Genomic DNA, 13,042 nt, shown 5'->3' with positions numbered 1-13,042 from the left:
ATGCTGCACAATATCCGCATTGTTTTGGTTGAAACCTCCCACACCGGTAACATGGGCTCGACGGCCAGAGCCATGAAAACGATGGGATTAACCAACCTTTATCTGGTTAACCCACTGGTAAAACCCGATTCTCAGGCCATCGCCTTGGCCGCCGGTGCCAGTGATGTCATTGGCAACGCCACCCTTGTTGATACCTTTGATGAAGCGATTGCCGGCTGTAGTCTGGTTGTTGGCACTAGTGCGCGTTCACGCACGCTGCCATGGCCAATGCTGGAACCGCGTGAGTGTGGTGTGCGCGCCGTTCAAGAGGGTGAACATGCCCCGGTAGCGCTGGTTTTCGGCCGTGAACGCGTGGGCTTGACCAACGATGAATTGCAGAAATGCCATTATCACGTCGCTATTCCGGCTAATCCCGACTATAGCTCGCTAAATTTGGCGATGGCAGTGCAAATTCTGGCGTATGAAGTGCGCGTGGCGTATCTCGACAGCCAACAGGCTGATGCCCCCCCAGCAGTGGAAGAGGCGTATCCACTGGTCGACGATCTTGAGCGTTTCTATCAGCACTTAGAAAAAACGCTACACAAAACCGGTTTTATCCGCCCGGCACATCCTGGGCAGGTGATGAGCCGCCTGCGTCGTCTCTTTACCCGTGCGCGCCCTGAAGCGCAGGAATTGAATATTCTGCGCGGCATGCTGACGTCGATTGATAAACAAGAGAAAGAGTAAGGGTATCAGTAACAACCTGGTTTCAGCATGAAACAGTAAAAGCATGACTAATCCGTCAGTTATAACATGTATTTTATATACAATAGCTGTGGTTTATGACAAACAGTGCTAATACTTGAGTAAATTACTAGGTTAAATAGTTGACTGGATTACTCGGGAATGTCAGACTTTCGCACATGTTTCACCAACAGGTAACCATTTAGCTATGAGACTGACATCCAAAGGTCGTTATGCAGTAACCGCTATGCTCGACGTGGCATTGCACTCCCAGGAAGGGCCCGTTCCTCTGGCGGATATTTCAGAACGTCAGGGTATTTCGCTCTCTTATCTGGAGCAATTGTTCTCCCGTCTGCGTAAAAATGGCTTGGTGGCCAGCGTGCGTGGGCCGGGCGGTGGTTATCTGCTGGGTAAAGATGTGAGTGAAATCGCCGTGGGCGCGGTGATTACTGCCGTTGATGAATCGGTAGATGCCACCCGTTGCCAGGGTAAAGAAGGTTGTCAGGGCGGCGATCGCTGCCTGACTCATACTCTGTGGCGTGACTTAAGCGAACGCATTAGTGGGTTCTTGAACAACATTACGTTAGCTGAACTGGTGAACAGCCAGGAAGTGCTCGACGTAGCAGACCGTCAGAATAACGATACGCGCCGTGGTGCCAACGGTCGTCTGCAAGAAACCATTAACGTTAATCTGCGCGCATAAGCAGCTGACGAGACTCTATTTTGTTTTTGGAAGTGATGTACGGAGCACAAGAGCAATGAAATTACCGATTTATCTGGATTACTCAGCGACGACGCCGGTTGACCCGCGTGTTGCTGAGAAAATGATGCAGTTTTTAACCCTGGACGGTACTTTCGGTAACCCGGCTTCCCGTTCCCACCGTTTCGGGTGGCAGGCGGAAGAAGCGGTCGATATCGCCCGTAACCAAATTGCTGAGCTGATAGGTGCCGACCCGCGTGAGATCGTGTTCACCTCCGGTGCCACCGAATCCGACAACCTGGCGATCAAAGGTGCGGCCAATTTCTATCAAAAGAAAGGCAAGCACGTTATCACCAGCAAAACCGAACACAAAGCCGTGCTGGACACCTGTCGTCAGCTGGAGCGCGAAGGGTTTGAAGTAACCTATCTGGCGCCGCAGAGTAACGGCATTATCGATCTGAAAGAGCTTGAAGCGGCGATGCGTGACGACACCATTTTGGTTTCTATCATGCATGTGAATAACGAAATCGGTGTGGTACAGGATATCGCGGCTATTGGTGAGATGTGCCGCGCGCGCGGTATCATTTACCACGTTGATGCGACTCAAAGCGTAGGCAAACTGCCTATCGATCTGAGCACGTTGAAAGTCGATTTAATGTCGTTTTCCGGCCACAAAATCTACGGGCCGAAGGGCATTGGTGCACTGTATGTGCGCCGTAAGCCACGTATCCGTATCGAGGCACAAATCCACGGCGGTGGCCACGAGCGCGGTATGCGTTCAGGCACGCTGCCGGTGCACCAGATCGTCGGCATGGGCGAAGCGTATCGCATTGCCAAAGAAGAAATGGACGGCGAAATGGCGCGCTTGCGCGTGTTGCGTGACCGTCTGTGGAACGGCGTGAAGGATATGGAAGAAGTTTATCTGAATGGCGATTTAGAGCAGGGTGCGCCTAACATCCTGAATGTCAGCTTTAACTACGTTGAAGGTGAATCGCTGATCATGGCGTTGAAAGACCTGGCCGTTTCCTCTGGCTCCGCCTGTACCTCCGCCAGCTTGGAACCTTCCTATGTGCTGCGGGCGCTGGGGATGAGCGATGAATTAGCGCACAGTTCGATCCGTTTCTCTCTGGGGCGTTTCACCACGGAAGAAGAGATCGACTACACCATTCAGTTAGTGCGCAAGTCTATTGGCCGTTTGCGCGATCTTTCTCCACTGTGGGAAATGTTCAAGCAGGGCGTAGACATTAACAGCATCGAATGGGCACACCATTAATTCACCGAGTTCAGGAGTACGGTCATGGCTTACAGCGAAAAAGTAATCGATCACTATGAAAACCCGCGTAACGTGGGTTCCTTTGATAACGAAGATCCTAGCGTTGGTAGCGGCATGGTGGGTGCACCGGCCTGCGGTGACGTGATGAAACTGCAAATCAAGGTGAATGAAGCGGGCATCATCGAAGATGCACGTTTCAAAACTTACGGTTGTGGCTCTGCCATTGCGTCAAGCTCGCTGGTGACCGAATGGATGAAGGGCAAATCTTTGGAGCAGGCGGAGACGATCAAGAACACGCAGATCGCCGAAGAACTGGAATTACCGCCGGTTAAGATCCACTGCTCGATCCTTGCTGAAGATGCCATTAAAGCCGCGATTGCCGATTACAAAAGCAAACACAGCGCCAAGTAATTATTTTTGAGTGATACCCCACAGACGTCACACTACCGCTATCATGGCGGTAGTGTGAAAGAACAAGGGGAATTGAGTGTGAGGTTGTTATGTCGATTACGATGAGCGACAGCGCTGCGCAACGCGTCCAGGCTTTTCTGGACAACCGGGGTAAAGGGCTTGGCCTACGCCTTGGGGTTCGCACCTCTGGCTGTTCCGGGATGGCGTATGTGCTCGAATTTGTTGACGAAATGAACGATGATGACATCATCTTCGAAGACAAAGGCGTCAAGGTGATCATTGACGGCAAGAGCCTGGTTTACCTGGATGGCACCGAGCTTGATTTCGTTAAGGAAGGCCTTAACGAAGGGTTCAAGTTCAACAACCCGAACGTCTCAAGCGAGTGCGGCTGCGGCGAAAGCTTTAACGTCTGACAGTCCATCGTGTTCCTCCGCCAGCTACTCGCGGTTTATGAGATGCTCCCCCGCCTACGTGGGGGAACCTAAATCCTCACGATAACGCCCAGAGCACGCTATGGATTACTTTACTTTATTCGGGCTGCCAGTTCGCTACGCCGTGGACGGCAGTCTGCTTGCATCCCACTATCAGGATCTGCAACGCCAATTCCATCCCGACCGTTTTGCCAGCCAGCCAGAGCGTGAACGCCTGATGGCGTTACAGCAGGCGGCGACCATCAATGAAGCCTACCAAACGCTAAAGCACCCGTTAAAACGCGCGGAGTATATGTTATCTTTGCACGGCTTTGATTTGGGTAATGAGCAGCATACCCTGCGTGATACCGCATTCCTGATGGAACAACTGGAACTGCGCGAAGAGCTTGATGCGATTGAACGTAAAGCGGATGAAAGCGCGCTCGCCGCTTTCGGTGAACGGTTGAACGGTGCCTACAAACTGCGCAGCACACAAATGGTGCTGGAGTTAGATAACCAGCAGTGGCCGGTGGCTGCCGATACCGTGCGCAAACTGCGCTTCTTGGACAAACTCCAGCAACAGGTTGAACAACTCGAAGAAAAACTGCTGGGTTTTGAGTGATTCTTTTTATTTTGGAAGCTCAACATGGCCTTATTACAAATTAGTGAGCCCGGCCTTAGCGCCGCGCCACATCAGCGCCGTTTAGCTGCGGGAATCGATCTGGGCACCACCAACTCGTTGGTTGCCACGGTACGCAGCGGGCAGGCGGAAACGCTACCTGACAGCCAAGGCCGCCAACTGTTGCCTTCCGTCGTCCATTACGGCGCAGAGGGGCACCACGTAGGCTGGACGGCGCGCGAGCAGGCGGCACAAGATCCGACGAATACTATCAGTTCAGTCAAGCGCATGATGGGCCGCTCTCTGGCCGATGTGCAGCAACGCTATCCCGATCTGCCTTATCAGTTCCAAGCCAGCGACAACGGGTTGCCAATGATGGCAACCCGTGGCGGTTTGGTGAATCCGGTTGGCGTGTCCGCCGATATTCTCCACGCACTGTCTGCCCGTGCGCAACAGGCGTTGGACGGTGAGCTGGATGGTGTGGTGATTACCGTTCCCGCCTATTTTGATGACGCACAGCGGCAGGGCACCAAAGATGCTGCGCGTTTGGCTGGCCTGCATGTGTTACGCCTGCTGAACGAACCGACCGCCGCGGCGATCGCCTACGGGCTGGACTCCGGTCAGGAAGGGGTGATCGCGGTATATGATTTGGGCGGCGGTACCTTTGATATTTCTATTTTACGTCTTAGTCGCGGTGTGTTTGAAGTATTAGCCACCGGTGGCGATTCTGCACTGGGTGGTGATGATTTCGATCACCTGTTGGCAGACTGGCTGCGTGAGCAGGCTGGCGTCGCCGATCGCAGCGATCATGGCGTACAGCGACAACTGCTGGACGCGGCCATCAAAGCCAAAATTGCATTGAGCAGTGCGGATAGCGCAGCGGTCGAGGTGGCTGGCTGGCGCGGTGAAGTTACCCGCGAGCAATTTGAAACGCTAATCGCTACGCTGGTGAAGCGTACGCTAATGGCTTGTCGCCGTACCTTGAAAGATGCTGGCGTCACTGCCGAAGAAGTATTGGAAGTGGTGATGGTCGGCGGTTCTACCCGCGTACCGTTGGTGCGTGAGCAGGTCGGTGCATTCTTTGGCCGCACGCCGCTGACCTCTATCGACCCGGATAAAGTGGTGGCGATCGGCGCGGCGATTCAGGCAGACATTCTGGTCGGCAACAAACCGGACAGTGAAATGCTGCTGCTTGACGTGATCCCACTGTCGTTGGGGTTGGAAACCATGGGCGGCCTGGTTGAAAAGGTCATCCCGCGCAACACCACCATTCCGGTGGCGCGTGCACAGGAGTTCACAACCTTCAAAGACGGCCAAAGTGCGATGATGATCCACGTATTGCAGGGCGAGCGTGAACTGGTGCAGGATTGCCGTTCGCTGGCGCGCTTTACACTACGTGGCTTGCCGCCGCTTCCTGCCGGTGGGGCGCACATTCGTGTCACTTTCCAGGTTGATGCCGACGGGTTGCTGAGCGTGACCGCGATGGAAAAATCTACCGGCGTTGAAGCGTCGATTCAGGTGAAGCCGTCTTATGGGCTGTCAGATGCTGAAATCGCAGGCATGATCAAAGACTCAATGGCCAATGCGCAAAGCGATGTCAGTGCACGTATGTTGGCCGAGCAACGCGTTGAGGCTGCGCGCGTGCTGGAAAGTTTACAGGGCGCTTTAGCCAGCGATGCGGCCTTGTTGAACGCCGAAGAAAGCCAGGCGATCGACGCCGCGATGGCGGCGCTGCAACAGGCCGTACAAGGCACCGTTCCTGCCGCGATCGAAGCGGCGATTAAAACACTCGATGCAACAACACAAGATTTTGCCGCGCGCCGCATGGATGCTTCCATTCGCCGGGCGCTGGCTGGCCATTCCGTGGATGAGGTTTAACCATGCCTAAAATAGTTTTCCTGCCCCATCAAGATTTATGCCCAGAGGGGGCAGTGCTGGAAGCCCAACAAGGGGAGTCAATCCTCGATGTTGCGCTGCGTAACGGGATTGATATTGAGCACGCCTGCGAGAAATCGTGCGCGTGTACCACCTGTCACTGCATCGTGCGTGAAGGGTTCGATTCGCTGGATGAAAGCAGTGAATTGGAAGATGACATGCTGGATAAAGCGTGGGGGCTGGAGCCGGAAAGTCGGCTTAGCTGCCAGGCGCGGGTCACCGATGAGGATCTGGTGGTTGAGATGCCGCGCTATACCGTCAACCACGCGCGCGAAGGTTAATACCCTACGATTTTCACGCGACAGCGGCGTTATTGGTTATGCGGGCTTACTTTAGTCGCGTAAGGGGGGAAGCCCCCGGGGATTCTCCCCACTTACTGCCTGGCTGTAACCTGAAATTCATTGGTATCACTGAGTGAGAGGAATGAAATTATGGCATTAAAGTGGACCGATAGCCGTGAAATCGGCGAAGCCTTGTACGACGCGTATCCGGACACCGATCCGAAAACCGTGCGCTTTACTGATCTGCACCAGTGGATCTGCGATCTGGAAGACTTCGATGACGATCCGCAGGCTTCCAATGAAAAAATACTGGAAGCCATATTGCTGGTCTGGTTAGATGAAGCAGAATAAATAGCGTAACGGGCTGCCATTGGCGGCCCATTTATTTTGTATCCGACAAGATAATAACGAATAAAAGCATATACGGAGTAGGCAATGACGACAGAATCTATGCAGGTAGTCCTTTCTTATGAACCGGCGGATGCACGCTGGGGAGAAAAGGCGCTGCTGAGTACCAATAACGACGGCATGGCAATTCACCTGATCGGTAATGACAAGTTGGCGACGATTCAACGTGCCGCACGTAAGATCGACGGTCAGGGTATCAAAAATGTCACGCTGGCCGGTGAAGGCTGGGATCTGGAAAACAGCTGGGCATTTTGGCAGGGGTTCCGTGGGCCGAAAGGTCAACGCCATGTGGTCTGGGCGGAACTGCCGCAGGCCGATCGCACGGAACTCGATCTGCGCCTGAAAATTATCGACTGGGTACGTGACACCATCAACATGCCAGCGGAAAACTTGGGGCCGGAACAACTGGCGACCCGCGCGGTAGACTTGATGTGTGACGTGGGCTGCGATGCGGTTAACTATCGCATTACCAAAGGCGAAGATCTGCGTGAGCAGAATTATGCGGGTATCCACGCGGTAGGGCGTGGCTCCGAACGTCAACCGGTATTGCTGGCGTTGGACTTTAACCCAACCGGCAATCCAGACGCGCCGGTGTTTGCATGTTTGGTGGGCAAAGGCATTACCTTTGATTCCGGCGGCTATAGCCTCAAGCAAAGCGCATTTATGGATTCGATGAAAGCAGACATGGGCGGCGCGGCGACCATCACCGGTGCGCTGGCGTTGGCGGTGGCGCGCGGTCTTGATAAGCGCGTGAAGCTGTACCTGTGCTGCGCGGATAACATGGTGAGCGGCAACGCGTTCAAACTGGGCGATATTATTCGTTACCGCAATGGTAAAACCGTTGAAGTCATGAATACCGATGCGGAAGGTCGGCTGGTGCTGGCGGATGGCCTGATTGATGCATCTGCGCAGAACCCTGAGATGATCATTGATTGTGCCACGCTGACCGGTGCGGCAAAAACTGCGTTGGGCAATGATTATCATGCTCTGTTCAGCTTTGATGATGCATTGGCGCAAGCGCTATTGACCAGTGCACAAGCTGAACACGAACCGTTCTGGCGTTTGCCGCTGGCCGAATTCCACCGCAGCCAGTTACCTTCCAATTTTGCAGAACTGAACAACGTAGGCGGGGCAGCGTACAGCGCCGGTGCCAGTACGGCGGCTGGCTTCCTGTCGCATTTTGTGGCGCAGTATCAGCAAGGTTGGCTGCATATTGATTGCTCTGCTACTTACCGCAAAGGTGCCGTGGATCAGTGGTCTGCCGGCGCGACTGGCTTGGGCGTGCGTGCCGTCGCTAATTTGTTGTTGAGCAAAGCCAAATAATATTGGGTTAATGGTTATATTCCTAAGGGTTCAGCATGCTGAACCCTTAATAATTGGAGTTGGTAATGAGTTCCCACCATCACGAAGCCACCCCCGGCGAAAATACGCTTGAACGCCTATTGAAGCTGGCGGTGAATGAACCCGCCCATCGTCCGTCATTTTTTCGCGAGCTGTTGGACTCGACGGTCTACATTCTCGGTGATAGCGATCAGGTGTCGCAGGAGGGGGAGATAGCCCTGAATGCGGATACGCCGGTTAATATCCAACACTGGGAGAAGCAGGACGGTAGCAGCATCGTGCCATTCTTTTCATCGCTTGCGGCACTGCAACACGCGGTGGAAGGACAGCAACCGTTTATTGCATTGCCTGCGCGCGTGCTGTTTGAAATTACGCAAGGTGCCGATTTATTCCTCAATCCCAAAGCCGAATACGGCAAAGAGTTTTATCCTGAGGAAGTGGCGATGTTGCTGGCAACCGGCGGCGTAGTTAAACCGGTTGAGCACTATGTTGATAAAGACACGCAGGTTCTACTCGGGCAACCAGAGGTCTATCCAGCAGCGATGGTGGACGCATTAACCACGTTGTTCAGCCAGCGAAAACTGGTACGTCGCGCGTTCCTGGCGCTGATGCATGACCGCGCAGTCGATGAGAAACCCAATCTTCTGGTGGGGCTGGAGGCTGATGGTGAACCGGCTGAAATTGAAGCATTAATCCACGAAGCGGGAAGCGTAGCCAGTGAGACACTGGCGGATGATGAGCCGGTGGATTTTTGCATCGTGTCAGAACAGGAACGGGGCGTTAGCCATTATTTGATCACGCATACGCAGCCGTTTTATCAGCGTCGTTGGGGCAGCTGGTTGCGCAATATCATACCGTCTACCGACAAAACACAGTAACTTCACATTACCTGCCGAGCGGCATGTTAGCCGCCGGTCGTACTTGCTGGCGAATCCCTTTCCTTAACGCTGATGCCCATGTGGTGAATGTGGGCTGAAAGGGGCAGCGTGCGGCCTTATCGGGGAAAAATCAATCAAACTCGAGCCTGTGCTGAGATGACGTTGCGCACCCTGAGCGTTGGAGTCGTCCTGAATTTTTTTGCAATATTGGGTTTGTGCGGCAAATTCAGCAATAACGATAACGTTTTTTTAATGAAATGTTGTTTTTTCCGTAGGCAAGCGTTAACGGCGCACATATAATCTGCGCCACTTGAGAAGGCCGGCACGCCAAATTATAGTCCGGCTCGTATTGGAAGTTAGACAGAGGCCATCATGACCGTAGAACGTACCTTTTCCATCGTTAAACCAAACTCCGTAGCCAACAATGACATCGGCGCTATCTATGCGCGTTTTGAGCGTGCGGGTTTCAAAATCATTGCTGCTAAAATGTTGAAACTGACTCGCGAACAAGCCGAAGGCTTCTACGCTGAGCACAAAGGCCGTCCTTTCTTCGACGGTCTGGTTGAGTTCATGACCTCTGGCCCGATCATGGTGCAGGTGCTGGAAGCAGAAAACGCTATCCAACGTAACCGTGACATCATGGGTGCAACCAACCCAGACAACGCGCTGGCTGGTACACTGCGTGCTGATTATGCAGACAGCTTCACGGCTAATGCGGTACACGGTTCTGACTCGCCTGAATCAGCAGCGCGTGAAATCGCCTACTTCTTCAACGAAAGCGAAATCTGCCCACGTTGATACGCTAGCATTTTTTCCTTTGGCATTAGCGCGCATTCACCGGCTGAAACAATAAAAATGGCCTGAATGGCTTCCAGCCATGGAAACCTGCTACTAAAATTTGTACAATGCCGCGCCCTGGATGAGCCAAGCTATCCAGGGCGTGTTTTTGCTGGCCAATCACCGACGGTGATGCCGTTACATAAAACACACTTCACTCATTCTTATTCCCGAAAGATCCAGGGAAAAAGCCATAACGTGTAATAACGAGGCTAAAGATCATTATGTTAGAACCCATCACGTCCGAGCACACCGTGTCTGAAAATAATTCGCTGACTCATCAGTCCGTTACTACGGAACAACCGGCTACGGCCAAAATTAACCTGCTGGATTTGAACCGTCAGCAACTCCGTGAGTTTTTTGCCGAACTGGGTGAAAAACCGTTTCGTGCCGATCAGGTAATGAAGTGGATGTACCACTATTGCTGTGATGATTTTGAGCAGATGACCGACATTAATAAGGTTCTGCGTAACAAATTACAGAGCATTGCCGAAATTCGTGCACCGGAAGTGGCCGAAGAGCAACGTTCAGCCGATGGCACCATTAAATGGGCGATCAAAGTGGGCGATCAGCAGGTCGAAACCGTGTATATCCCGGAAGCCGATCGTGCGACGCTGTGCGTATCTTCACAGGTAGGTTGTGCGCTGGAGTGTAAATTCTGTTCGACGGCGCAGCAGGGCTTTAACCGTAACCTGCGCGTGTCGGAAATCATCGGCCAGGTCTGGCGTGCGGCGAAAATCATCGGCGCACAAAAAGTGACCGGTCAACGTCCCATCACCAACGTCGTGATGATGGGCATGGGCGAACCCTTGCTCAACCTGAACAATGTGGTGCCAGCCATGGAAATCATGCTGGATGATTTCGGTTTTGGCTTGTCAAAACGTCGCGTCACGCTGTCAACGTCCGGTGTCGTACCTGCGTTGGACAAATTGGGAGACATGATCGACGTCGCACTGGCGATCTCGCTACATGCGCCAAACGACACAATCCGCGACGAAATTGTGCCGATCAACCGCAAATACAACATCGAAACCTTCCTGTCCTCGGTACGCCGTTACTTGGAGAAATCCAATGCGAACCAAGGCCGGGTGACGGTGGAATATGTGATGCTGGATCACGTCAATGACAGCACCGACGACGCGCACCAATTGGCCGAGGTGTTGAAAGACACGCCATGTAAGATCAACCTGATCCCGTGGAACCCGTTCCCCGGTGCACCGTATGGCCGTAGCTCTAACAGCCGGGTCGACCGTTTCTCCAAGGTGTTGATGGAATACGGTTTTACGACTATTGTTCGTAAAACCCGTGGCGATGATATCGATGCCGCCTGTGGGCAGTTGGCCGGTGAAGTGATCGACCGTACCAAGCGTACCCTGAAAAAGAAAATGGCCGGGGAACCTATCAACGTGCGGACGGTCTGAACCCTATAGGACGTTTTTTGTTATCAAACAGCCTGTTATGTGCGTGGTGTTTTCAGGCGAACGATAGCACCAGATAAGGAAATACATTCGAGCATGAAGCTGACACGGTGGGGATGTTTGCTGGTAGCAAGTCTGTTAGTGGGGTGTGCAAGCTCGTCGCCTGAAAGCGATGCGGCGGCAGGGCAAACGCGGTTGCAGCTCGGCCTGGCGTATTTGCAGCAGGGCGATTTAGATGCCGCGCGGCAAAACCTGCAAAAAGCGTTGGATGCCGCACCGCACGATTATCGGCCGCTGTTAGGTATGGCGTTGTATGAACAGCGGACGGGCAATCATGCTGCCGCTGAGCAACGTTATCAACGTGCGCTGAAGCTGGCACCCGGGAATGGCACCGTATTGAATAATTACGGTGCGTTTCTTTGCAGTTTAGGGCAGTATGTAGCGGCACAACAGCAGTTTAGCGCGGCGGTGCTGGCCCCTGAATATGGCCAGGTTGCCGACAGTTTGGAAAACGCAGGTTATTGTTTCCTCAAAGCTGGCCAGAATGATGAAGCGCGTAGGTTATTAAGCCGTGCTTTGAAGGTTAATCCAGATAAGGGGTTGCCATTGTTGGCTGAGGCAGAAAAACAATTTGGAGCAGGGAAACGCGCGCAGTCGCAGCTTATGTTAGATGTGTATCAGCACGTTCTGCCGGCCAGCGCCGACAGTTTATGGTTACAGATTCGTTTCGCCGCGTTAGCCGGCCGCCAAGATAGTGTTCAACGTTATGGCAGGCAGTTAGCGCGAAGTTTTCCACAATCCAAACAGTACCAGCAGTTCTTAGCTAATGAATACTGAAACCTCCCAAGATAAAACCGAATCCATGACGACAGGTGAGCGCCTGCGTCAAGCCCGCGAACAACTCGGGCTGAGCCAGCAGACGGTGGCAGAACGTCTGTGTCTCAAAATGTCTACCGTGCGCGACATTGAAGCCGACAACCTTTCGGCCGATCTGGCGTCAACCTTCGTGCGTGGTTACATCCGTTCTTACGCCAAGCTGGTGCATTTACCAGAGGATGAACTGTTGCCAATGCTGGCCAAGCAGGCTCCGATCAAAGCGGCCAAAGTGGCGCCAATGCAAAGTTTCTCGTTGGGCAAACGCCGTAAAAAGCGTGATGGCTGGCTGATGAGCTTTACCTGGCTGATCTTGTTCGTCGTCATCGGGCTGACCGGGGCGTGGTGGTGGCAAAATCACAAAGCACAGCAGGATGAGATCGCCACCATGGCGGATCAATCGTCAGCGCAACTGTCACAAAGTAGTGAAGGCCAATCGGTGCCGTTGATCGATAGCAACGCCGAAACCAGTGTGCCGTTGACTGACACGGCTTCTACGCCTGTGGCGATTGCCCCTCCAGCACCGGCGGCAAACGACGCGGAGAGTGCATCGCAATCGGCAGTCGTTTCGCCAAGTCAGGCGAGCATCCCTGAAGCGACGCCAACGGCGCAAGCCCCGTTGCCAACCGGCGACGCTGCCGTGACTGAACCGGCGGCCGATCAGAATGCATTGGTGATGGATTTCTCGGCTGACTGCTGGTTGCAAGTGACCGATGCGAACGGCAAAACGCTGTTTAGTGGTACGCAAAAAAACGGCGGTAAGCTAAATCTGACGGGAACGGCGCCTTATAAATTGACCATCGGTGCGCCAGCCGCAGTACAGATTCAATATCAAGGTAAACCGGTTGATTTAAGCCGGTTTGTTAAGTCAAACCGTGTTGCTCGACTGACCGTTGCCGCGCAGTAATTGCGTGGCGCGCGTCTTTAGGTTAAGA

The 13,042-nt window shown here is 53.4% G+C and carries 15 protein-coding genes; all 15 read left to right on the top strand.

Translation table 11 applies throughout. The features are described from left to right. The 15 genes from trmJ (at position 1) to rodZ (ending at position 13,014) form a co-directional block, all read left to right on the top strand. The gene (trmJ, locus tag ACQKDS_RS09210) at positions 1-726 is read left to right on the top strand and encodes a tRNA (cytosine(32)/uridine(32)-2'-O)-methyltransferase TrmJ (protein WP_399669018.1); all 726 of its coding nucleotides are present in this window, start codon (positions 1-3) and stop codon (positions 724-726) included. 205 nt (positions 727-931) lie between these two features. Continuing rightward, entirely contained in the window at positions 932-1,426 is a 495-nt protein-coding gene (gene iscR / locus ACQKDS_RS09205; RefSeq protein ID WP_399669015.1) for a Fe-S cluster assembly transcriptional regulator IscR, read from the top strand. A 55-nt stretch (positions 1,427-1,481) separates the two neighbouring features. Next, on the top strand, positions 1,482-2,696 hold the full coding sequence (gene iscS, locus ACQKDS_RS09200) for a cysteine desulfurase (protein ID WP_399669012.1): 1,215 nt from the start codon (positions 1,482-1,484) through the stop codon (positions 2,694-2,696). A gap of 24 nt (positions 2,697-2,720) precedes the next feature. Beyond that, complete coding sequence (iscU, locus tag ACQKDS_RS09195; RefSeq protein WP_399669009.1) at positions 2,721-3,107, top strand: Fe-S cluster assembly scaffold IscU; 387 nt, start codon at positions 2,721-2,723, stop codon at positions 3,105-3,107. 89 nt (positions 3,108-3,196) lie between these two features. Next, positions 3,197-3,520 (top strand): iron-sulfur cluster assembly protein IscA, encoded by a 324-nt coding sequence (gene iscA / locus ACQKDS_RS09190; protein WP_399669006.1) that lies wholly within the window; start codon positions 3,197-3,199, stop codon positions 3,518-3,520. A gap of 100 nt (positions 3,521-3,620) precedes the next feature. Beyond that, entirely contained in the window at positions 3,621-4,139 is a 519-nt protein-coding gene (gene hscB, locus ACQKDS_RS09185; RefSeq protein ID WP_399669003.1) for a co-chaperone HscB, read from the top strand. 24 nt (positions 4,140-4,163) lie between these two features. Then, on the top strand, positions 4,164-6,014 hold the full coding sequence (gene hscA, locus ACQKDS_RS09180; protein ID WP_399669001.1) for a Fe-S protein assembly chaperone HscA: 1,851 nt from the start codon (positions 4,164-4,166) through the stop codon (positions 6,012-6,014). A gap of 2 nt (positions 6,015-6,016) precedes the next feature. Further along, positions 6,017-6,352 carry an ISC system 2Fe-2S type ferredoxin gene (gene fdx / locus ACQKDS_RS09175; RefSeq protein WP_399668998.1) on the top strand — a complete coding sequence of 112 codons (336 nt, stop codon included), beginning with the start codon at positions 6,017-6,019 and terminating at the stop codon, positions 6,350-6,352. Positions 6,353-6,502: 150 nt separating this feature from the next. After that, positions 6,503-6,703: a Fe-S cluster assembly protein IscX gene (gene iscX, locus ACQKDS_RS09170; RefSeq protein WP_399668995.1), complete on the top strand. Its 201-nt coding sequence runs from the start codon at positions 6,503-6,505 to the stop codon at positions 6,701-6,703. Between the two features lie 84 nt (positions 6,704-6,787). Beyond that, a complete protein-coding gene (gene pepB / locus ACQKDS_RS09165) occupies positions 6,788-8,083 on the top strand; it encodes an aminopeptidase PepB (RefSeq protein WP_399668992.1) in 1,296 nt (431 codons plus the stop codon). Between the two features lie 65 nt (positions 8,084-8,148). Next, positions 8,149-8,979 carry an enhanced serine sensitivity protein SseB gene (sseB, locus tag ACQKDS_RS09160; RefSeq protein ID WP_399668989.1) on the top strand — a complete coding sequence of 277 codons (831 nt, stop codon included), beginning with the start codon at positions 8,149-8,151 and terminating at the stop codon, positions 8,977-8,979. Positions 8,980-9,351: 372 nt separating this feature from the next. Then, the gene (gene ndk, locus ACQKDS_RS09155; RefSeq protein ID WP_399668986.1) at positions 9,352-9,777 is read left to right on the top strand and encodes a nucleoside-diphosphate kinase; all 426 of its coding nucleotides are present in this window, start codon (positions 9,352-9,354) and stop codon (positions 9,775-9,777) included. 263 nt (positions 9,778-10,040) lie between these two features. Next, positions 10,041-11,237, top strand: a complete 1,197-nt coding sequence (locus ACQKDS_RS09150) for a bifunctional tRNA (adenosine(37)-C2)-methyltransferase TrmG/ribosomal RNA large subunit methyltransferase RlmN (RefSeq protein WP_399668983.1) — start codon at positions 10,041-10,043, stop codon at positions 11,235-11,237. Between the two features lie 93 nt (positions 11,238-11,330). Beyond that, positions 11,331-12,071 (top strand): type IV pilus biogenesis/stability protein PilW, encoded by a 741-nt coding sequence (gene pilW, locus ACQKDS_RS09145; protein ID WP_399668980.1) that lies wholly within the window; start codon positions 11,331-11,333, stop codon positions 12,069-12,071. Then, on the top strand, positions 12,061-13,014 hold the full coding sequence (rodZ, locus tag ACQKDS_RS09140; protein WP_399668977.1) for a cytoskeleton protein RodZ: 954 nt from the start codon (positions 12,061-12,063) through the stop codon (positions 13,012-13,014). The genes pilW and rodZ overlap by 11 nt, the downstream gene beginning before the upstream one ends. Positions 13,015-13,042 lie beyond the last annotated feature (28 nt).

Source organism: Serratia sp. NPDC078593 (assembly GCF_050268245.1).
In the GTDB taxonomy this organism is placed as follows: Bacteria; Pseudomonadota; Gammaproteobacteria; order Enterobacterales; family Enterobacteriaceae; genus JBNNGK01.
The sequence above is the reverse complement of the archived record's forward strand: the minus strand, read 5'-3'. Positions and strand labels throughout refer to the sequence as shown.